General features: G+C 55.7%; 17 protein-coding genes. 11 read left to right on the top strand and 6 right to left on the bottom strand.

The annotated features are described in order from the left end of the window. Window positions 1–201: 201 nt before the first annotated feature. Together ACTJK7_RS18755 and ACTJK7_RS18750 are read right to left on the bottom strand one after the other, a co-directional pair. The gene (locus ACTJK7_RS18755) at window positions 202–537 is read right to left on the bottom strand and encodes a ComEA family DNA-binding protein (RefSeq protein WP_108562923.1); all 336 of its coding nucleotides are present in this window, start codon (window positions 535–537) and stop codon (window positions 202–204) included. A gap of 110 nt (window positions 538–647) precedes the next feature. Beyond that, window positions 648–2,642 (bottom strand): polysaccharide biosynthesis protein, encoded by a 1,995-nt coding sequence (locus ACTJK7_RS18750; protein WP_108562924.1) that lies wholly within the window; start codon window positions 2,640–2,642, stop codon window positions 648–650. Window positions 2,643–3,332: 690 nt separating this feature from the next. Here ACTJK7_RS18750 and ACTJK7_RS18745 point away from each other — a divergent pair. Genes ACTJK7_RS18745 through ACTJK7_RS18695 form a run of 11 tightly spaced genes read left to right on the top strand, consistent with a single transcriptional unit; the run spans window position 3,333 to window position 16,660 of the window. Next, window positions 3,333–4,154, top strand: coding sequence for an ABC transporter permease (locus ACTJK7_RS18745; RefSeq protein WP_440780187.1), 822 nt, complete (start codon window positions 3,333–3,335; stop codon window positions 4,152–4,154). Further along, a complete protein-coding gene (locus ACTJK7_RS18740) occupies window positions 4,144–5,424 on the top strand; it encodes an ABC transporter ATP-binding protein (RefSeq protein ID WP_064383359.1) in 1,281 nt (426 codons plus the stop codon). Before ACTJK7_RS18745 ends, ACTJK7_RS18740 begins: the two co-directional genes overlap by 11 nt. After that, window positions 5,421–8,510: a glycosyltransferase gene (locus ACTJK7_RS18735; protein ID WP_084777058.1), complete on the top strand. Its 3,090-nt coding sequence runs from the start codon at window positions 5,421–5,423 to the stop codon at window positions 8,508–8,510. Before ACTJK7_RS18740 ends, ACTJK7_RS18735 begins: the two co-directional genes overlap by 4 nt. An 8-nt stretch (window positions 8,511–8,518) precedes the next feature. Continuing rightward, the gene (locus ACTJK7_RS18730) at window positions 8,519–9,967 is read left to right on the top strand and encodes a hypothetical protein (protein WP_440780188.1); all 1,449 of its coding nucleotides are present in this window, start codon (window positions 8,519–8,521) and stop codon (window positions 9,965–9,967) included. Then, window positions 9,967–11,046 carry an acyltransferase family protein gene (locus ACTJK7_RS18725; RefSeq protein WP_064383364.1) on the top strand — a complete coding sequence of 360 codons (1,080 nt, stop codon included), beginning with the start codon at window positions 9,967–9,969 and terminating at the stop codon, window positions 11,044–11,046. The genes ACTJK7_RS18730 and ACTJK7_RS18725 overlap by 1 nt, the downstream gene beginning before the upstream one ends. Continuing rightward, complete coding sequence (locus ACTJK7_RS18720) at window positions 11,043–12,131, top strand: DegT/DnrJ/EryC1/StrS family aminotransferase (RefSeq protein ID WP_323150848.1); 1,089 nt, start codon at window positions 11,043–11,045, stop codon at window positions 12,129–12,131. Before ACTJK7_RS18725 ends, ACTJK7_RS18720 begins: the two co-directional genes overlap by 4 nt. A gap of 13 nt (window positions 12,132–12,144) precedes the next feature. Continuing rightward, complete coding sequence (locus tag ACTJK7_RS18715; protein ID WP_064383368.1) at window positions 12,145–13,080, top strand: glycosyltransferase family 2 protein; 936 nt, start codon at window positions 12,145–12,147, stop codon at window positions 13,078–13,080. Beyond that, window positions 13,070–14,026: a WxcM-like domain-containing protein gene (locus ACTJK7_RS18710; protein WP_064383370.1), complete on the top strand. Its 957-nt coding sequence runs from the start codon at window positions 13,070–13,072 to the stop codon at window positions 14,024–14,026. Before ACTJK7_RS18715 ends, ACTJK7_RS18710 begins: the two co-directional genes overlap by 11 nt. Before the next feature lie 22 nt (window positions 14,027–14,048). Beyond that, the gene (locus tag ACTJK7_RS18705; protein WP_223290667.1) at window positions 14,049–14,408 is read left to right on the top strand and encodes a GtrA family protein; all 360 of its coding nucleotides are present in this window, start codon (window positions 14,049–14,051) and stop codon (window positions 14,406–14,408) included. A gap of 42 nt (window positions 14,409–14,450) precedes the next feature. Next, window positions 14,451–15,545, top strand: coding sequence for a non-hydrolyzing UDP-N-acetylglucosamine 2-epimerase (gene wecB, locus ACTJK7_RS18700; RefSeq protein WP_108562927.1), 1,095 nt, complete (start codon window positions 14,451–14,453; stop codon window positions 15,543–15,545). Continuing rightward, a complete protein-coding gene (locus ACTJK7_RS18695) occupies window positions 15,545–16,660 on the top strand; it encodes a glycosyl transferase (protein ID WP_108562928.1) in 1,116 nt (371 codons plus the stop codon). The genes wecB and ACTJK7_RS18695 overlap by 1 nt, the downstream gene beginning before the upstream one ends. Before the next feature lie 95 nt (window positions 16,661–16,755). On the opposite strand, the gene ACTJK7_RS18690 is transcribed toward ACTJK7_RS18695, so the two are convergent. The 4 genes from ACTJK7_RS18690 to ACTJK7_RS18675 all read right to left on the bottom strand — a co-directional run bounded on the left by ACTJK7_RS18690 (window position 16,756) and on the right by ACTJK7_RS18675 (window position 20,867). Next, window positions 16,756–17,856 carry an acyltransferase family protein gene (locus ACTJK7_RS18690; RefSeq protein WP_108562929.1) on the bottom strand — a complete coding sequence of 367 codons (1,101 nt, stop codon included), beginning with the start codon at window positions 17,854–17,856 and terminating at the stop codon, window positions 16,756–16,758. 103 nt (window positions 17,857–17,959) lie between these two features. Then, window positions 17,960–18,988, bottom strand: a complete 1,029-nt coding sequence (locus ACTJK7_RS18685) for an MraY family glycosyltransferase (RefSeq protein ID WP_323150849.1) — start codon at window positions 18,986–18,988, stop codon at window positions 17,960–17,962. Continuing rightward, window positions 18,985–19,947 (bottom strand): UDP-glucose 4-epimerase family protein, encoded by a 963-nt coding sequence (locus ACTJK7_RS18680; protein ID WP_064383380.1) that lies wholly within the window; start codon window positions 19,945–19,947, stop codon window positions 18,985–18,987. The genes ACTJK7_RS18685 and ACTJK7_RS18680 overlap by 4 nt, the downstream gene beginning before the upstream one ends. Then, window positions 19,944–20,867 (bottom strand): glycosyltransferase, encoded by a 924-nt coding sequence (locus ACTJK7_RS18675; RefSeq protein ID WP_108562931.1) that lies wholly within the window; start codon window positions 20,865–20,867, stop codon window positions 19,944–19,946. Before ACTJK7_RS18675 ends, ACTJK7_RS18680 begins: the two co-directional genes overlap by 4 nt. Window positions 20,868–20,870: the final 3 nt, after the last annotated feature.

Raw genomic sequence — 20,870 nt, 5'->3', positions numbered from 1 at the left:
TGCGTGAGGAATGAACGACCGCTGAAAAGCAGAAGGCTTCAGTGGCGACTGAAATTATTATAGGCATAATCTGAAACCAATATGATAGCCGTAATTTTCTATTTTCCGACGGAAAGGCTGTAACCCTCTTGCGGTGTACTCAGGAACCGGCAAGCAAAAAGGGCCGGTCAATGACCGGCCCCTTGGCGTTGAACAATCAGCTTAGTTCACTTCCAGCTTGTCGCGATTGCGATCCAGGATCGCCTTGCCGATGCCTTTCACTTCCAGCAGTTCATCCACGGACGCAAATGGCCCGTTTGTTTCACGATAAGCAACAATCGCTTTCGCCTTGGCCTCGCCCACGCCTGCCAATTCCTTTTGCAGAGTGGCCGCGTCGGCACCGTTCAGATCGACCTTATGATTTTCAGAAGTGGCTGATACGCCCATCACCAAAGGCGCCTTGCTCGCATCAGAAGAAGCCGAAGGCGCAGCAATGGCGGCAATCGAGGCGCTGGTCAGCAAGGCAAAAATCAGGGAGTAGAAATATCCGGTACGCATAAGTGACGCTCCATCATCAATTGAGAAAGCAGCTTTTCCGAAGCTGCTCTCCAAACTTAGGCGATGATGGGAGCCTGTCAAAAACGTGTCCGTTACAGGATGTGAAACAATCAGGGCTCCAAGCGCCGCTGCTGGTAAATCCAGTCCACGATCTCACCGTCAGGGGAATACCCGCTGACAGTCTCTCGCAGCAACTGACGGACGCGCGAATAATCATCTTTTTCGACGGCAGTGAGGAGCTCGGCCAGCTTGCCTTTCAGCACATCCCAAGGCAAGTGATCTTCATTGGCGGTCATGATCATCGGATGAGGCGTGGCGGCGACATTATCGCCGATCAACAGCTCTTCATAGAGCTTCTCTCCTGGCCGCAGCCCGGTGAATTCGATGGAAATGTCACCTTGCGGATTACGCTCGGAACGAATGCTCAGACCCGAAAGATGAATCATTTTTTCGGCCAGCTCGACGATTCTGACCGGCTCACCCATGTCCAACACGAAGACATCACCCCCCTGCCCCATCGAACCCGCCTGGATGACAAGCTGGGCCGCTTCGGGAATGGTCATGAAGTAACGGGTGATTTTCGGATGGGTGACCGTCAGCGGACCGCCTGACTTGATCTGGCTGTGAAACAGAGGAATAACAGACCCGGACGAACCCAGCACGTTGCCAAAGCGAACCATGGTAAAGCGGGTCTTGTTGACACGAGACACGTTGGCCTTGTCGCCGAACAGCACAGGGGCCACTTCACGGCTCAACGCCTGGAGCGTCATCTCGGCCAGACGCTTGGTGCTGCCCATGACGTTGGTCGGACGCACGGCCTTGTCGGTCGATATGAGAACGAAGTTCGAAACCCCCGACTGCAACGCCGCCTGCGCTGTGTTGAGGGTTCCGATGACGTTATTGAGCACCCCTTCGGCAATATTGTGCTCGACCATCGGCACGTGCTTGTAAGCTGCCGCATGGTAGACCGTGTCGACTTTCCAGGTTCGCATGACATCGAGGAGTTTGTCCTGATGGCGGATGGAGCCCAGGATCGGCAAGAGGCGAACCGGCACCGACTCGCGGACACCACGCTGCTCCAGCTCCGAAAGGATGCTGTACAGATTGAACTCACTATGTTCGAACAATAGAAGAGTAGTGGGTGCATGCGCAAAGATCTGCCGGCACAACTCCGACCCGATCGAGCCCCCAGCCCCCGTGACCATCACCGTCTTGCCCTTGATGCAACGTTCGAGCAGATCCGGTTGCGCTGGAACTGCGTCACGCCCGAGCAGGTCTGCGATGTCGACTTCCTGAATGTCTTCGACTTTTACCCGTCCGCTGGCCAAATCGGTAAAGTTCGGAACACTGCGCACATGCAGCGGGAAACCTTCCAGCACATTTAGAATTTCGCGGCGACGCGCGCGAGTCGACGATGGCAGTGCCAGCAGGATTTCCTGAGCCCCCGTCACATCGATCATTTGCTGGATATGCTTGGGCTTGTAGACCTGGAGTCCGGAAATGGAGCGGTCGGCAATGCTGGCGTCATCATCGATGAAAGCAACCGGGCGCATGACCCGGCCCATACGCAGCGCCGCGACCAATTGATTGCCCGCCACACCCGCACCATAGATCGCGACCTTGGTCAGCCCGTCATCCCGGTTGGTAAAGGGTACATGCTGCACCGTATTGAACCAGTCACCCATGAAATATTGACGCATGCACAGACGCAATCCGCCAATGATGACAAGGCTCAGCCACCAGTAATTGAAGATGATCGAGCGGGGTATGACCGCCTCGTGGTTGCTGTACCAGTAAACCACGAGCGCCAGAATCAACGACGAAAGGCTGACAGCCTTGATGATTGCAACCAGGGCATCATTGCCGAAATAACGCATCACGGCACGGTACATGCCGAAACGGACGAACAGCGGGATCGCGATCAGAGGCGCGCAAGTGAACAACCAGAAATGAACGCGCAAAGGGTTATACATGTCATCAATGCCCAGACGCACGATGAATGCCAACCAGAGCGCCAGCCAGACCAGCATGCAGTCAGTTGCCACTTGCAACAGCCGCTTTTGCCGCCGGGGCAGACTCAGTAAGAAAACCCTAAATTTATCCATAAATATCCAGTCGCTCTCCCGACGATGCCTGCTCACAAAACCTGCGCGCCATTGTACGTAAATGGAAACACAGCGCGTTGTGAAATATTGGCAATATCTCGTTGCAAACCGTTGTCATCCGCAACCGCCTACCCGAGTTTCTTGTAGTGAGACAATTCGAAGCTGTCAATGTTGCCCCGGATCTGGCTCTTTCATGTATAGCCATCCGGGCCGCAAACTTCATGGTCAGCATGACAATCCACGTCGAGAAATTGCGCCTTGCCCCTCGCCTTTGCTGTTTCATCCATGTAACGCCACTAATGGCGTCAGCGTTGAAGTGAAACGTCAGTCCCGACATGCCGTCGTACTCCCTGCACCCGAATCGATGAATGGAAAGCGTCAGCTCCGTGTCAAGACGGGCACTGGCACGCGTGCAAGCCGGCAAAGACGCGGGAAAACGGAGATTACAGGGTGAAATGGCAGGGCCCAATACGATACCATGCGCGGCGCGGTCGAGACGCTGGGCTGTCAACGCTGGCCAAACCGATCTAGCAGCCTTCCGTTCCCTCTGGTTGAGGCGAAATTCATGGATTCGTACCGGTAAAACCATAAGGCACCGCCCAGGCTTACCGGAAAAATGGACAGTCACTCCTCGCTATAAAAATTGAACGTCAATAGGCCACCTGCACAAGAAGTCGAGTCAAACCCCTGATGCAAAATTATTCAGCAAACCCTGTAGAGATGATTAGCAGTTTCTGGCGTAACAAACGCTTGATAATGCAGTTGAGCAAACGCGAAGTACTGGGACGTTATCGTGGCTCGACATTGGGTTTGTCGTGGTCTTTTTTCAACCCGATCTTGATGCTGGTTATTTACACATTCGTTTTTTCAGTTGTCTTCAAAGCGCGCTGGGGTGTATCGGCCGATGAAAGCAAGACTGACTTTGCGATCATTCTTTTTGTCGGACTTCTGATCCATGGCCTGTTCGCTGAATGCATCAATCGCGCACCGGCCCTGATAACGTCCAATGTCAGCTACGTGAAAAAGGTCGTGTTCCCGCTTGAAGTACTTTCATGGGTCACATTCATGTCGGCACTGTTTCACGCCGCCATCAGCCTGTGTGTATTGTTGCTTGCGCAAATCATCATCAATCACAGCGTTCCATGGACAGCATTGCTGCTTCCATTTGTCATGCTGCCGCTGTTTCTCGGCATCATGGGCATGAGCTGGCTGTTCGCCTCGCTCGGCGTTTATCTGCGCGACATCGGCCAGATCACAGTGATGTTCACTACCGTGATGCTGTTCATGTCTGCCGTGTTTTTTCCGATCACTGCATTGCCGGAAAAATATCAATTCTGGATCCGCATCAATCCACTGGCCTACATCATCGAGCAGAGCCGCAACGTGCTGATATTCGGCCAGGTTCCGAACTTCATGACCTGGGGCATCATGCTGATTTTCGGGGCCATCATGGCCTGGTGTGGCTTTGCCTGGTTCCAAAAGACTCGCAAGGGGTTTGCCGATGTACTCTGAGCCGGCCATCAGCGTCGAAAACCTGAGCAAATGCTACGAAATCTACGACAAGCCGCACAAGCGACTGCTGCAGATGCTGTTTCGCGGCAAGCGCAAATATTTCAACGAGTTCTGGGCACTCAAAAGCGCTTCGTTCGAAGTCAGGACCGGTGAAACCGTCGGTATCATCGGCAGCAACGGGTCGGGCAAGTCAACCCTTCTGCAGATGCTCTGCGGCACCCTGAACCCGAGCTCCGGCGAGATCAATGTACGCGGCCGTATCGCCGCACTGCTGGAGCTTGGAGCCGGTTTCAACCCGGAGTTCACCGGCAAGGAAAACGTCTATCTGAACGCAGCGATTCTCGGTTTGTCGCTCGATGAGATCAACGAAAGATATGCCGATATAGAAGCGTTCGCGGAAATCGGCGACTTCATCAATCAACCGGTCAAGACCTACTCTTCGGGCATGTACGTGCGCCTGGCGTTCTCCGTGGCCGTGCATACCGATCCGAGCATCCTGGTGGTTGACGAAGCACTGTCGGTGGGCGACGCACGCTTCCAGGCCAAGTGCCTGGATCGTATCAAGCAGATGAAGGACTCGGGCGTCAGCATCCTTTTCGTCTCCCATGACGTAGCGGCTGTCCGCACTCTCTGCGACCGCGCATTGTGGCTGGACAAGGGTACCGTTCGCGCGATCGGTGATGTTTTCCCGGTCACAGCCCAGTACACCGAACACCTGTTTGATCGAGCTCCGGAAAAAAGTCCGGACATTTCATCGCCCGAAGCCACAGTACAACCGCGCCACGTGGAGCAGCCCATCAATCACTGGGGATCACACATCGGGGTGATCGAAAGTGCCGGCATCTTCGATGCCCAAGGGGTGCGCAAGAACCTGTACAACGATCACGAAAAAATGATCATCAAGATCAGGTTCAGCACTCGCGCCTTGAAGTCGACTGAAGGATTGTCGGTGTCGTTCTCTTTGAAGAATCTATCGGGCAGTGACCTTATCGTCGGCACGACCTGGAATGAAAAGCTGACTTTCGAACCTGACAATGGTGAAGGCCAGGAAGTGTGCTTCGAAGTGGACAACTTCCTGTGCTCCGGTGACTACCTGTTAGTTGCCGCCATCGAAAACAGAACTTCGGCCGCCATTCATTACTATGAGTATGTGGAAGGCGCGCAGTATTTTTCTTCGTCATTTATCAGCAATGCCTCGGGATTGTTCATGCCGAGAATATCCATCGCTATCGAAAACGATGCAGTGAGTAAAGGAGCACTTACACCATGAAAAAACCTGCCGACGATTCAATTGAGACTGGTGAAGTCAACTCCAAAGCTTACTGGGATCATCGCTTTGCCAACGACTGGGAAGAAAACTTCGGTCGCGAACAAAGTATCTTCTTCAGTGATGTGGCGGCTAAAAACATCCCGAACTGGCTCATCGCACAAATCAAGGATCAAAACCTGACGATGTGCGATTGGGGCTGCGCGCAGGGCGACGGCACGCAGGCTCTGGCCAAGCGCCTGGAACTGCCGGGCCTCGTCGGCGTGGATTTTTCCTCCGAAGCGATCGAGAAAGCCTCCGCAGCCTACCCGGCCTACAAATTTCTTTGCGAGGACTTTCTGGGCGAAAGAACCAGCGAGACTTGGGACGTCGTGTTTTCATCCAACACGCTCGAACACTTCACTGCGCCGTGGAATGTGCTCAAGCAGGTCAGTACCAAGGCCGGAAAATTCATCGTGCTGCTCCTGCCATTCAGAGAGCAAGAGCTGGAGCAAGAGCTGATCGATGAGCACTTCTACTCCTTCGACTTTAAAAACGTCCCCGCAAGCTTCGGCAAATGGGTATTGACCCACAGCAGCATCATCGACACCTCGCAGGACGAACCCAACTACTGGCGTGGCGAGCAGATCCTGCTGGTGTATTCGAACCTGGACAATGCCCAGAGCACGCAACTGCACTTGCACGATCTCGATATCGAGTCCGACAACTCACGTTGGACCGATCTGAAAGATCGCGTGGCGGCGCAACGTCAACAACTCGAATCCCAACATGGCGAGTTCGAGGAAGCTTTGCGCAATCTGGAAGACCGACAGGCTGAACTGATCGCCACACAGGCCGAAACACTGGCCGCACTGGAGGCCAGCGAAGCGGCGAATCAAGCGACAGTGGAAGCGCACAGAGTCGTTTTCGAACAGCTCAAGCGCGTCGAAGCGCAATACAAACAAGTCATCGACAGTCATTCCTGGAAATTGACCAAACCCTTGCGCCTGGCCCTGCGCATGGCCCGTCACGGCTTTTCGACGGCGGACAAGCGCGCCCTGAAAAACAAGCTCCGCAGCGTCTACCACCGTCTCCCCTTGCCGGCCGCCGTCAGAAAAGCCGTACGACAATCCTATTCGACGGTCGTCGAAACGCCGTTGTCCGCCATGAAGAATCAGGTGTTGAGCGGCAACTCGTTCGATCTGCCGACGCTGCGCCCTGCGCCGCAACAGCAAGGCCTCGCCGACTACATCTTCTGGGGCGTCATCGACTGGCACTTCCGTCACCAGCGCCCGCAACAACTGGCACAAGCGCTGGCCGGTGCGGGTCGGCGGGTGTTCTATGTGTCCGTCAACCTGGTTGACGACCCACGCCCGGGTTTCAAAGTCGAGCAACTGGACGAACATGGCCGGCTGTTCCAGATCAACCTGTACGCCAAAGGCGCCCCGGTGATCTACACCACCGCGCCGGGTGTCGACATCGCCGAGCAGCTCAAAGGTTCGATCGGTCATGTGCTGGACTGGGCGGCAAGCCGTCAGATCGTTTCGATGGTTCAGCATCCGTTCTGGTATGAAACCTGCTCCATGCTGCCGGACAGCGAAGTGGTCTATGACTGCATGGATCACCACGAGGGATTCGGCGACGTTTCCGAAGAAGTGCTGGCGATCGAGCGAGCGCTCATGCGCAACGCCGATATCACGATCACCACCTCCACCTGGCTGGATGAAATCGTATCGCAGCACACGCAAAACCGGATCCTGATTCGCAATGCCGGCGAATTCGAACACTTCGCGGCACGCCCGGCCGACGTATATGTCGACCCTCAGCAACGCAAGATCATTGGCTATTACGGTGCAATCGCCGGTTGGTTCGACCTTGATTTGCTGGAAAGCGTTGCCAAGGCATTCCCTCAGCACTGCATTCTGATGATCGGTGCCGACACCGCAGGCGCCCGGGCCAGACTGGCACATTTGAACAACGTCACGTTCACCGGGGAAATGCCATACAGCGAACTGCCGAAGTACCTGCATGCCTTCGACGTCTGCCTGTTGCCGTTCCAGGTGATTCCGCTGACCCTGGCCACCAACCCGGTCAAGGTCTATGAATACCTCAGTGCCGGCAAACCGGTCGTGTCCGTCGACCTGCCGGAAATCAAGCAATTCGAAAACCTGGTGCATGCCGCGCCGACCACGGAAGAGTTCATCCGTGCGATCAGCGAAGAACTTGATGCACCCGATGCTGCCGCCCGTGTGCCGGCCCGTCAGGCATTCGCCAGAAACCAGACCTGGGGCCACCGCGCCGAACAGATGATCCAACGGATCGAAAACGCGCGAAGCGTGCCCCGAGTCAGTGTGATCGTGGTGACCTACAACAACATCGAACTGACCAAGGCTTGCCTGTCCAGCCTGGATGCGAACACCAACCACGAAAACCTCGAAATCATCGTTGTCGACAACGCGTCGGTGGATGGCACACCGGCACTGCTCAACGATTGGGTCACTCAAGGCGAGAACCGCAGGATCATCCTCAACGAGGATAACCGAGGGTTCGCAGCGGGCAACAACCAGGGCCTGGCCATTGCCGATGGTGAATACCTGGTTCTGCTCAATAACGACACGTTTGTCACACCAGGCTGGATCCGTACGCTGTATCGCCATCTGGAGCGCAACCCTTCGATCGGCATCATCGGCCCGGTGACCAACAACATCGGTAACGAAGCCAAGATCCAGATCAGCTACCAGAACATGGACGAAATGCTGGTTGAAGCAGCGAAGTACACCCACAGCCATATCGGCAAGCTGCAGCACATCCAGACCGCCGCGTTTTTCTGCGTCATGTTTTCCCGCGAAGTCTACGAAGCGGTGGGCCCGCTGGACGAAGCCTTCGGTCGCGGTTTCTTTGAAGATGACGACTACTGCCGTCGCGTCGAGCTATTGGGCAAGACCATTTGCTGCGCTGAGGACGTTTTCATCCACCATCACTTGTCGGCTTCGTTCAATAAGCTTCGAAGCGCCGACCGTCAGGCGCTGTTCGAGCAAAACAAAGCGACCTACGAGGCCAAATGGGGCAAATGGACTCCACACACTTATAAAGACGCAGAAAAGAAATGAGCGGATCCATGAACTCGATGCCACCACCGTTTTTATCAAAGCATTTGAATATTCTTTCGTTTGCGTTGATTTCGGCTGTCTTTTATTTGATGGCGTACTACTCCGTCTCAGGCTTTTTGCCGACGTCCATCCCCGTTCACCATGACGACTACACCAACTATTCGTCTGCCGCCGGCGGCCTGGCCCTGTCCTGGATTCGCCCCCTGTCGACCTGGCTGATCTTCGTGTTCTCCTCGCTGGGGCCGGATTATCTGATCTGGGCGGTACGGATATTCACCGCGACCTATGTCTTCCTTTGCTGGAAAATCCTGATCGAAGTCGTACAACCGCGTCAGTACTGGATCACGCTGGTGTTGTTCGCCGCAGCGTCCCTCTCCACGCCGATCGTTGCCGAATATGCCCGCTACACCGGCATGGTGACGCACATGATGTCCGGATGCCTGGGGCTCGCGGCCGTTTACTTCCTGTTCAAGGACGATCGAGAAACCGGTGATACCTGGCTGTATGTGTCCGTGACCCTGCTGCTGTTGTCCACGCTGGCCAAGGAAGACTTCATCCTCTTCTACGTGTTTTCTTTTACCTATGTCCTGGTGAAATCGGACAAACCGCTCAAGAAACGGATTGTGACCGGGCTGATCGGTCTGGGAGCGTCACTGCTGATGGTTGCCGGGGCGAAGTTTCTCGCTGCGTCCAGCTTCCTGGGTGCCAGCGATGCACAGTCTTCGTACTTCATCGACACCTCCGTGACCGGCGTCGCGAATACCGTGTGGCGCTACCTGACCGGCGCTGGCCATCCGGCAATGCTCGTACACGGCAACATCATCGCGGCCGCGATGGTCTTTTCTGCGGTTGTGGCGCTGATTGTGCTGCTACGGGACAGGAAAATCCCCAAGACGCTTTACGTCGTCGGTGCCGTTCTGACCCTGATCGCGCCGTATTCGGTGTTGCCGAACCACGTCAACGCCTATTACGAACTGATCTGGCTGCCTTTCATCGTCGGTTCCGTCTACGTCGCGCTGGCCGAACTGCTGAAAACTGCGACGCCGGCACCGCTGCGTGCCTGTTTGGCCAGTGTTTTGCTGGCCGCACTTGCCGTGCCCCTGTATATCAACGACACACCGGGACGCACCAGCGTCGCCCATTGGTACGATGCCGTCGGTTCCGACAATGCCAAGGTGCTCAAGCAACTGGAAGACAACAAGGTGGCCATCAATGCCGCTCCTTCGGTTTGCATTTATGGCGCCAACGCGTTTTCTCCGTGGTACATGCACAGCGGTCAGTATCTGGAAACCGTGATGGACCTGCACACCGTCTGGAACATCGTCATGGACAAGACCAATCCGCTCTTTGCGGGCATCCAGCAGGGCGCTGCCTCTTCCAAGGGTCGAGTGGTCGTGACCGACGCCCCCGCCGCTGAAGCGAGCTGCCTGAAACTGACCATTGCAGGAGCTCAATGATGCGTACGCTTGCAGATCTGTTCGTTGGCAAGAACAACAACCTGACGTTTATCCGCCTGGTTGCTGCACTTTCGGTCATTTACGGCCATACGTCGGCGATTGTCGCCGGAGCACCGGCAGACTGGGTCGCCGTCACCACCGGCTATGCATTCCTGGGCGGCGTAGCGGTCGATCTGTTTTTCCTGATCAGCGGTTTTCTGGTCACCGCCAGCATTCTTAACAGCGGCGTGAAGAACTATGTGATTTCCCGCGTCCTGAGAATCTATCCGGCACTGTGGGTCAACCTGATACTGGTGACCTTCGTGCTGGGCGGGATTGTGACCACCCTGTCATTGTCCGACTACCTCACGAGCCGGGAAGTCTGGACCTACTTCAAGGGCCTCGCTTTCACCTATCAGGGTGGTTTCTTCCTGCCCGGCGTGTTCACCCAGAACCACGACCAGGCAGTGAACGGCTCGATTTGGTCGGTGCTGATTGAAGTCTGGCTGTACATCGTGGTGCTGTTCTTCTACGTCTTCGGCGTGATGCGCAGCCGTGCAGTGTTCAACACGGTGTTTTTTGTCCTGATCGTCGTGATCTGGAACGACAAGACCTTCCTGCCCGCATCGATCAGCGGCGCGACCATGTTGCACGTCTGCCTGCTGTTCTATATTGGCTCCTTCCTTTACATCAACCGCGACAGCATTCCCGTCAGCCCGTATTTCCTGCTGATCGCCTTGTTCCTGGCCGGTATCACACTGGGCACTGACAAATTCGTCTTCGGCTACATTCTGTTGTTGGTGACCTTCTTCTGCACTGTCAGCTTCCTGAAACAATTTGCCTGGATGGACAAATGGGGGGATTACTCCTACGGCGTCTATCTCTATGGCTGGCCCGCACAGCAGTTCGTCGCCTGGGCCTTCCCTGACTTCACCGGGAACCAGAACTGCCTGGCCGCGAGCATCATCGCACTGGCATGCGGGATCGCATCCTGGCATCTGATCGAAAAACGGGCCTTGCGGCTCAAAAAGCATTTTTTTAAAAAAACCAAGTCTTCTGCAATCAATTCCGGCTTGAACACCCAAGGAGCATCGATATGATCCCTCTCTATTCCGACAAGGCAATGAACCAGAACCTCGACTTCCTTGGCGCGGTCAAGAAAGTTCTCGACCGGAACTGGTATGTCCTGGGCGAAGAGGTCACCGGATTCGAGAAGGAATTCGCTGAGTACGTAGGTGTCAGCCACTGCGTCTCCATGGCCAACGGTACCGACGCCATTGAAATTGCGCTGCGCAGTGTCGGTGTAGAGCGCGGCGATCTGGTTGTGACTGTTGCCAACGCAGGCTTTTACAGCAGCACTGCGATTCACGGCATTGGTGCAACGCCGCTGTATGTCGACATCGACGAAGCCACCATGACCATGTCGCCAGCAGCCTTGGCCAAGGCCCTGGAGGAGAAGCCAAAGTGCGTGATCGTCACTCACCTCTACGGGCAACTGGCAAATGTCAAAGAATTGCTGGCCCTGACCCACGCCGCCGGCATCAAGCTGATCGAGGACTGCGCTCAGTCCCACGGTGCCAAGCGTGACGGTCGTCAGGCGGGCAGCTTCGGCGATGCGGCCTGCTTCAGCTTCTATCCGACCAAGAACCTCGGCGCCATGGGTGATGGCGGTGCGGTCGTGACCAGCGACGAGAAGATCGCTGCACAGCTCAAGACCTTGCGCCAGTATGGCTGGTCGTCCAAGTATCACATCGGTCATGCGGGCGGTAAAAACAGCCGTCTGGATGAAATGCAGGCAGCGATCCTGCGCGTCAAGCTGCCGCAGCTTGAAGGCTGGAACGAGTCTCGACGCAGCATCGCGGCTCGCTACAACGCAGCTTTTTCCGGCCTGGGTTTCAAGGCCCTGCCGTCGGTCAATGACTCCTACGCCGCGCACTTGTACGTGGCACGCATCGAGAACCGTGATGCCTTGCGTGACTTCCTCAAGGCTCAGGGAGTGACCACGGACGTTCACTATCCGGTTCCGGATCACCAGCAAGCCGCCTATACCGAACCTCGCATCGCCGGCTCCCTGGAAGTGACCGAGCGCACCTGCAAGGATCTGGTGACCTTGCCTTGCTTCCCGGGCATGACCGATGAACAGGTGGCAACCGTGATTGCAGCCGTTCAGAAATACTTCGGATAAGGAGCGCCATCGCTTGCTAACGTTAGTCATCCCTGTCTACAAAAACGAAGGCTCCTTGCCAGACTTGTTGGTCGCCATCGATGGACTGAACAGCAAGCTGGCAGGCGATTTCGAAGCCGTTTTTGTGATCGATGGCAGCCCTGATCGCTGCTACGAGATCTTGCGCAATGAACTGCCCAAACAGCGCTTCGAATCGCGCCTGGTGCTGCTGTCGCGTAACTTCGGCTCGTTCCCGGCCATTCGGGTAGGTCTTGAAGCCGGTCGGGGCGATCGCTTCGCGGTCATGGCCGCCGACCTGCAAGAGCCACCGGAACTGGTGCTCGAGATGAACACGCAATTGCTGACAGGCGAGTACGACGTGGTACTGGGTGTGCGCGAGGGCCGCGACGATCCATTGCTGTCGCGCATCGCCTCCAAGACGTTCTGGAATCTCTACCGCCGCTATGTGGTATCGGAAATTCCGGAAGGCGGTGTAGATGTGTTCGGCTGCAACAAGGCCTTTCGCGATACGCTGCTGACCCTCGATGAACGGCACAGCTCGCTGATCGCGCAGATTTTCTGGCTGGGATATCGCCGCAAGACTATTTCCTACAGCCGCCTGAAACGCGAGCACGGCAAGTCGGCATGGACATTCTCCAAGAAGGTGAATTACATGATGGACAGCATTTTCGCCTTCACGGACCTGCCCATCCGCCTGCTGACCCGGCTGGGGGGCGTGACCACCCTGCTCGCGGCCGGTTTCGGTATCGTCGTCACCATTGCACGCTTGCTTGGGCTGATCACGGTTTCGGGCTATGCAATGACCATCAACGCCATCGTCTTCCTCGGGGCTGCCAATCTGCTGGGCCTGGGCATCGTGGGTTCGTACGCATGGCGAACCTACGAAAACACCAAGGCACGGCCGTTGGCCATCCCGATGAGGACCGAGAGTTTCAATCATGACAAATGAAAACACTGAATACTTCGTCCACCCGAACGGGTTGTGCGAATCGCCTCATATCGGCAAAGACACCAAGATCTGGGCCTTTGCACATGTGCTGCCGCAAGCGCGCCTGGGCGCCGAATGCAATATCTGCGACAACGTCTTCATCGAGAACGATGTGGTCATCGGTGACCGCGTCACGATCAAGTGCGGAGTCCAGGTATGGGACGGCATCAATATAGAGAATGACGTGTTCATCGGCCCCAATGCCACCTTCACCAACGATCGGATGCCACGCAGCAAGCAGTACCCGGACGAGTTCTTGCGCACCGTGGTGAAAACCCGGGCGAGCATCGGTGCCAACGCAACCATTCTTCCAGGACTGACCATCGGCGAAAACGCCATGGTCGGGGCCGGCGCAGTCGTGACCCGCTCGGTACCGCCGTTTGCCATCGTGGTCGGTAACCCCGCCAAAATCATTGGCTATGCGGACGCTGTCGACAACACCAGCGAAAGCATGAAAGTCAGTGCTTCGTCGAAACCGGCGGTCACCGGCACCAACGTCGCCGGAGTGACTCTGCATACGTTCAAGGCCGTTCCCGACTTGCGGGGCAGCCTGTCGGTGGGTGAGTTCGAGCGAGAAATCCCGTTCACGCCCAAACGCTATTTCCTGGTTTATGACGTACCGACCGCCGACACCCGCGGCGAGCACGCACACCATCAATGCCACCAGTTCCTGATTGCAGTCCGGGGCAGCATCCGCGTGGTTGTGGACGATGGCAGGACCCGCGAAGAAATCACCCTGGACAAACCCAACATGGGCCTGTATCTGCCACCCATGACCTGGGGCATCCAGTACAAGTACTCCCAGGACGCCATGCTGCTGGTCTTCGCATCCGACTATTACGACTCTGCCGACTACATCCGCGACTACGGCGAATTCGTCAGCCTGATCAAGTCGCAGCAGGCCTGACCGGATGTCGAAACAGAAGACATTGACCGACCTGATCAAGTTTGTAATCGGCGGCGGCATCAACACGGCCTTTACCTTCGCCTTGTATTACGGCTTGCAGATCGTGCTGCCCTACCAGGTGGCGTATGCCCTCGCATTTGCCACCGGTATCGTTTTTTCGTACTGGTTCAACGCAACGATCGTGTTCAGGACACCCGTCAGCTGGAAAGGCTTTTTTGCCTTTCCGCTGGTGTACCTGGCCCAATATCTGTTGTCGGCAGTGCTGCTGAGTGTCTTCGTCGAACGCCTTGAGATCCCCCAGGGCGTTGCACCACTGGTCGTCATTGTCGTGACCATCCCTGTTACTTTCGTTTTGACCCGCTGGTTTTTGCGTCGCACCTGAGCCGCTTGTCAATTCGCCCCAATTCGCAAAGGAAAGACCCCGATGAAAATCATTTGTACGGTCGGCACCCGCCCAGAAGCCATCAAGATGGCCCCCGTCATTCTGGCACTCCAGCAAGAGCCGTGGGCTGACGTCCGCGTTCTGGCAACGGCCCAGCATCGACAAATGCTTGATCAGGTCATGGACTTCTTCGGTATCAAGCCGGATATCGATCTGAACATCATGAAGCCCAACCAGAACCTGACAGAGCTGACCGCACGCTTGTTGCTGGAACTGGACAAGGTGCTGCTGGAAGAAAAACCCGACGTCGTGCTCGCTCAAGGTGACACCACCACGGTGTTCGCGATGGCCCTGGCATGCTTCTATCACAAGATTCCGTTTGGCCACGTTGAAGCCGGCCTGCGTACCTGGGACATGCAGAACCCGTTCCCGGAAGAAGCCAACCGCGTACTGGCTGGCAGCCTGACCCGTTGGCACTTTGCTCCGACCGAAAGCTCGAAGGCGAACCTGCTGAAGGAAGGGTTTGCGGAAAAAGACATCACGGTCACCGGCAACACCGTCATCGACGCTTTGCTGATGACAGCCGCCAAGGATCTGAACCTGGGCATCGAGCTTGATGACAGCAAACGCCTGATCCTGGTGACGTCGCATCGCCGCGAGAACTTCGGCAAGCCTTTCGAAGAGATTTGCGAGGCCCTCAAGACCCTGGCCGAGCGCAATTCGGACGTACAGATTCTCTACCCGGTGCACCCGAATCCGAACGTCAAGGACACGGCCTACAAAGTGCTGGGTGACGTTCCCAACATCATTCTGTGCGAGCCGCTCGATTACGCGCCGTTCATCGCCGCAATGAAAAAGGCTTACCTGATCATCAGTGACTCCGGTGGCGTACAGGAAGAAGCGCCGGCGCTGGCCATTCCGGTACTGGTTCTGCGCGACGAAACCGAACGTCCGGAAGCCGTGGAAATGGGCGTCGTCAAATTGGTCGGTCCGAACCGCGAGCGCATTCTCCAGGAAGCACAGACGCTGCTGGACAGCGAAGAGGCCTACAAAGCCATGGCCCGCGGCGTTTCCCCTTACGGTGACGGCAAAGGTGCCGAGCGCATTGTGGCGGTGCTCAAAGAGTTCTGTGCTTGATGCGTCTGATTTACCTGTCTCCGGTGCCCTGGGCAAGCTTTGCCCAGCGGCCCCAGAAGTTCGCCCGCTGGTTTCATGAAAAGACCGGCGGCGAAGTATTGTGGCTGGAACCATATCCTGGTCGCTTTCCGTGCCTGGCCGACTTCAAGAAAATCGGTGTCAGCGACAAAACCGAAAGCGACAACCAGGAACCCTGGCTGACCGTGGTCAAGCCCCGGGCCTTGCCAATCGAACCGCTGCCAGGCTCCGGCCTGATCAACGAGACGCTTTACTGGTCCGGCATCCTCAAGACCGTGGAGGAGTTCGGCCAGTCTCCTGACGTGCTGGTGGTTTTCGGCAAACCGACGACACTCGCCTTGCGAGTGCTGAAACGACTGAAGAATCACCCGTGCATTTACGATGCGATGGATGACTTTCCAACGTTCTTTTCCGGGATCTCCAGAGCGGCGATGGCACGCCGTGAACGCCAGATCGGCAGCGCCGCCGATATCGTACTGGCGTCCTCCACAAAACTTCGCAAAAAGTGGCAACACATCAACCCGAATGTCAGGTTTGTGCCAAACGGGCTCGATGTCGCTCTGTTGCCTACCGCGAAAAGCCAGTATTCGGAAGTATCGCCAGCAACCTTTGGTTACCTGGGTACGGTCGGCGCCTGGTTTGACTGGGACTGGATCATTCAACTGGCGCAATCCCGGCCTCACAACGATGTTCATATCGTCGGCCCGGTCTTCAATCCCTGCAGTACAAAACTTCCATCCAATCTGAAACTGTTTCCTCCGTGCAGTCACCAGGATGCGCTGAAGACCATGCTGTCTTTCGATGTCGCGGTCATTCCGTTTCTCAGGAATGAACTGACCTCATCCGTGGATCCGATCAAATACTACGAGTATCGCGCACTGGGCTTACCGATCATCTCGACAGGTTTTGGCGAAATGGCATTTCGGGGCGGGCAGGACGGTGTCTATCTGTGCGATAACGCGGAAGAACTTGCGCCGATGATCGACAAGGCTCTGGCGTACAGGACTTCCAGTGACTTCACGGATCGCTTCAGAGACGAAAACAGCTGGGAAGCTCGATTTGATTCAGCGGACCTGATCAATAGCCAGCCTCGTTGATCCCGGATCTGCAAAACGAAATCCTGATTGTTTCGACCTCTGACAAGAGAACAAAAAAGCCCAGTCAGTGACTGGGCTTTTTCTATTCCGCTAAATCAAGCTGACTGCGACACCACGAGAACGTTATCGGGTGTCTTCAACTGCGCGCGGCGCTTGTAGACACCCAGCACTTTTCGACCAATCTTTATAGCTTGCAGCTCAACGAGCTTATGCATCATAAAACAGAAAACAATAAGAAGTATAAATACCTGCAAATTGACGGAGATGGACTTCAATCCGTGACTTTCCACAAGGATCGCCAGATAGGTCCAAAGCCAGTTATGGAAAAGATAAACGGAGTACGTCAGATCCGACGTCGTGCGCAAAACTTTCCCATCCGGCAACTTTGCCCCAAACGCCCATCCTGCCAGAAATATAATCAGCGCCAACAATGCATAGTGATTCTGACTCCAGGCAGGGTGAAAGCGGGAAATAAGAACCAGGAAGACCACAAACATAAAACCAATCGACATGACACAGGCATATTTATTTGCACTGCCTGTCTGAATCAGGTAAACCAAGCCCCCCATGAAGAGGAACGGTGCGTAGAGAGTGAAGTAACCGTGCACCCATACCTCTTTACCCGGTATCTGAGGCAACAGATACAGTACGCATGCACTTCCTACGAGCACCCAGGGCATCCATTTCTGGTTTTTGAAAAGACCCAAAGCCTTCAGTATCGCCATGAACACATAGAACATCACCTCAATGCGCAATGTCCACTCAACGCCAGAGAGTGTATGTGGCGTCTGAAAGAAATCTCCGATCAACAGTAATTGAGGAACCAGTACCGACAAGGAAGGGAACGGAGCCCCGTTCAAGTGGTGCCACATGCACCACTCCAGAATGACGGCAACCATATAAAGCGGATAAATACGAAAGAAGCGCTTGATCATGAATTCCAGTGGCGCTTCCATCTGCAGTACATGCGTAATGATGTAACCGGATGTCAGAAAGAATACAACCACCCCCGCTGCGCCTCCCACACACAGCGGATAGAGCATTTCTGCAAAAAACCTGAGCGTTACATGTCGTGTTCCGTCAGCAATAAATGCTTGCAACGGCGCTTCCAACTTGTGGCCGATCAATACGCTCATGAACGCAAAGACGCGCATATAGTCGAGATAAACTATTCGCCCCGATAACTTTGGAGACATTCCTTCACCTGATGCTGAATTTTTATGTGGCAGATTTTTCGCGCAGTTTACATGCTTTGCATGGTTCACCGGGAGGAGCAAAGCCGACCCGGCGGCAATCTTTTCAGCCTTTCTCCTGAGCCTGCTCTCGCCTCCCTGCTTTAAAGCGCATGGCCAGGACAACCAGAGGAATGTAGGCGATGATCAGGCCGCTCAAGCCATCAAGCAAGCCTCCAGCCACCAGCACCGCCATAGGCAGCAACCACGCCAGATTGATCCCCAGCACACCCAGCGTCACTGTCTTATGGCTTGCATAATGGCGGGAAGCATACTGATAGGCGTGACTGCGATGGGCCTGGTAGATCTTTTCTCGACGAGACAATCGCGCGAACAGCGTCACCGTAGCGTCAACGACAAAAACGCCAAGCAGGATCAGCCAGCTCCACAAGAGATCCGGGGCCTGTCGACCTGCTTCAAGCGATAGAACACCGAGGATGAGCCCGAGGAATCCACTGCCGGCGTCGCCCATGAAAATACGCGCAGGTGGAAAATTCCAGACCAGAAATCCGGCCACCGCCGCGGCCAGCAGCAAGGGTGCGCCGATCAACGAAACATTCCCGCTCATCCACCCGACAAGACTGCCTGCAAGGCAGACGAAGATCGCCTGCACACTGGCCAGACCATCAATACCGTCCATGAAGTTGTACAGATTGAGCATCCACACAAGGTAAAACGCCGCGAGTATATTGCCGATCCAGCCCAGATCGATCGTGTTCCCGAACACATCTACCGGCCCCAGGCCATGCAGCCCGAACAAGGCACATGCTGCTGAAATGAAATGCCCGAGCAGACGCCAGCGAGCCGCAATATGCCCATGGTCATCGGCAAAACCGATGAGCGCGACCAGCAGCCCGGCCCCCAGCAATCCAAACAGTGCCTGCGTAGCAATGAGACCGATGCTCGACAGAACCGGCAAGGTCAACGCAAACGTCAGCACGATCGCCACTCCGCCGCCACGGGGAGTAGGGATCGAATGCGAACTGCGCTCATTGGGAATATCGATCAGGCTCTTTGCCAACGCATATCGCCGCAAAATCAGCGTCATCGTCCACGAGACGAGAAATGCTGCCAGTAGCAGCCCGGAAAGCATCATTTCTTCAGATTATCCAGAAAGTGGTCAGCGGTCTGACGCATTGCCTTGTGCAAACTGACTGGAGGGGTCCAGCCCAGCAGTTCACGGTTTTTGCTTATATCCACCTGCAGTGAGCCGAGGACTCTTTTTGCGACAGCCTGCTTGCCCAGGAGTGATGCACCGGCAATCAGCAACCATTGGGGGACGGGCAACAAGCGGGGCTGCCTTCCCAGGGCCTGTCCCAGACACTCGAGCAGGCGAGTTGTCGAAACGTCGTCGGCATCGCTGGCCAGAAACACCTGACCGGCAGCCGCAGGGTGGTCGATGCACGTAACCAGCAGATCCACCAGGTTGCCGATGGCAACCAGGCTGCGCTGATTCCTGATCGCCCCCAGCGGCAGGGGAACGCCCTTGTCGAGCCAGTTCATCATGCTCAGAAAGTTGGCCTTGACACCCGGCCCGTAGACCAGCGGCGGACGGATGATGACCACTTCCATGCCCGTCTCGCGACTCAGTTGTCTGAGCGCCTCTTCAGCCTCATGCTTCGAAACGCCGTAAGGATCCTGAGGATCAGGGACATCATCAGCCTTGAAGGGCTTACCCGCAGGCGTGCTCTCGCCGTTAACTTTGATCGAGCTGATAAAGACAAAGCGCTTGACCCCCGCCTCTGCCGCGCCACGAGCGAGACGCAAGGTGCCCTGTACGTTGGCCTTGCGAAACTCCAGCAGCGCATCGTCAGCCATCTCGTGCATGACATGCACACGGGCTGCGGCATGCACTAGAACCTGGATCTGATCAAGCACTGGCAATGCCTGTTCAGCTGTCAGATCAAAAGGAACGACCGAACACAAGCCATGCAAACGGGTAGCTGCCCTGGCTGTTGCAACAGGTTCGAACCGCTTGTCCAGGAGCAGCCTGAAAACCAGCGCCTCGCCGACCAGACCATTTGCCCCGGTTATCATCACCTTGGGGACTTTCATTTCACATGGTTTCCTATCAGCGCCGTAGCCCAGCAAATACAAAAGAAAAAGACCTTGTCTCGCAAGCGCCGACGGCATCGCCAGGCGCTGAACGACAACCCGATCAACTGCAGACGTCGCAACGGCAGCCAGCTTTGGACAAACGTTGTCTGATCCTGGCCAACCAGGGTTGCAATCATCCGCACCTGACTGAACCACCATCCATCATGAATGGTTTTATAGCGCGCAATCAGCGGACTCAAACCTTTGTTGGCACCTACCTGGTTACGCTCATGCTGGCGATAGTCCATTGAAGGCAGCGGGTCGATGTACCAACGAAAACCATGACTGCGAGCGAAGGCATAGCAGTACCAGTCATGGAGGCTGACATGCTGCAATGCATCCCATTGCGCGAGCATGGAAGCTTTCAGGGAGCGGACAAGAGGCTTGCTCATCACATAGGTACAGCCGGGACCTGCGGCTTCGAACAGGAAATCCCATTGAACCTGAGGTTGGGCCTTGTTCAGTACATGAGTCTTGCCGTCCGGCCAGAAGGCCAGCACATTGCTGGAGTAGGCGTCGCACCCTTCACGCAACAACGTGCTCGTTGCGCGCTGCAATTTGTCTGCATGCCAGCGATCGTCCTGATCGGCGAATGCCACGAATTCGTAAGCGTCAATATCGACGTCACGAATCAGGCGGAAGAAATTGCGGGATGCACCGCCGAACCTGCCGGCATCGGGGAGCAAAACGATATTGGGGTGCACAGCAGCATAAGCCGCGCACCAGGCTTTGGTGCCATCGTCGGATGGATCAATGCTGATATAAATGGTGACGTCGACGGCTAACTGCGCAAGGATCGAAGCCAACTGCTCTTCGATCCACTGCATGCCATTGTAGGCAGCCAGCAAAACCGCGACCTTCGGATGTTTTACTGGCATGCC

Origin of the sequence: Pseudomonas sp. 22085 (assembly GCF_052045815.1) — a bacterium.
Lineage (GTDB): Bacteria > Pseudomonadota > Gammaproteobacteria > Pseudomonadales > Pseudomonadaceae > Aquipseudomonas > Aquipseudomonas glycinae.
The sequence above is the reverse complement of the archived record's forward strand: the minus strand, read 5'-3'. Positions and strand labels throughout refer to the sequence as shown.

Coding starts and splice junctions, on each gene's coding strand:
- ACTJK7_RS18710 (WP_064383370.1), top strand. CDS start 13,070: ATGACAAATGAAAACACTGAATACTTCGTCCACCCGAACGGGTTGTGC.
- ACTJK7_RS18745 (WP_440780187.1), top strand. CDS start 3,333: ATGCAAAATTATTCAGCAAACCCTGTAGAGATGATTAGCAGTTTCTGG.
- ACTJK7_RS18680 (WP_064383380.1), bottom strand. CDS start 19,947: ATGAAAGTCCCCAAGGTGATGATAACCGGGGCAAATGGTCTGGTCGGC.
- ACTJK7_RS18685 (WP_323150849.1), bottom strand. CDS start 18,988: ATGATGCTTTCCGGGCTGCTACTGGCAGCATTTCTCGTCTCGTGGACG.
- ACTJK7_RS18675 (WP_108562931.1), bottom strand. CDS start 20,867: ATGCCAGTAAAACATCCGAAGGTCGCGGTTTTGCTGGCTGCCTACAAT.
- ACTJK7_RS18725 (WP_064383364.1), top strand. CDS start 9,967: ATGCGTACGCTTGCAGATCTGTTCGTTGGCAAGAACAACAACCTGACG.
- ACTJK7_RS18690 (WP_108562929.1), bottom strand. CDS start 17,856: ATGTCTCCAAAGTTATCGGGGCGAATAGTTTATCTCGACTATATGCGC.
- ACTJK7_RS18740 (WP_064383359.1), top strand. CDS start 4,144: ATGTACTCTGAGCCGGCCATCAGCGTCGAAAACCTGAGCAAATGCTAC.
- ACTJK7_RS18730 (WP_440780188.1), top strand. CDS start 8,519: ATGAACTCGATGCCACCACCGTTTTTATCAAAGCATTTGAATATTCTT.
- wecB (WP_108562927.1), top strand. CDS start 14,451: ATGAAAATCATTTGTACGGTCGGCACCCGCCCAGAAGCCATCAAGATG.
- ACTJK7_RS18755 (WP_108562923.1), bottom strand. CDS start 537: ATGCGTACCGGATATTTCTACTCCCTGATTTTTGCCTTGCTGACCAGC.
- ACTJK7_RS18750 (WP_108562924.1), bottom strand. CDS start 2,642: ATGGATAAATTTAGGGTTTTCTTACTGAGTCTGCCCCGGCGGCAAAAG.
- ACTJK7_RS18720 (WP_323150848.1), top strand. CDS start 11,043: ATGATCCCTCTCTATTCCGACAAGGCAATGAACCAGAACCTCGACTTC.
- ACTJK7_RS18735 (WP_084777058.1), top strand. CDS start 5,421: ATGAAAAAACCTGCCGACGATTCAATTGAGACTGGTGAAGTCAACTCC.
- ACTJK7_RS18695 (WP_108562928.1), top strand. CDS start 15,545: ATGCGTCTGATTTACCTGTCTCCGGTGCCCTGGGCAAGCTTTGCCCAG.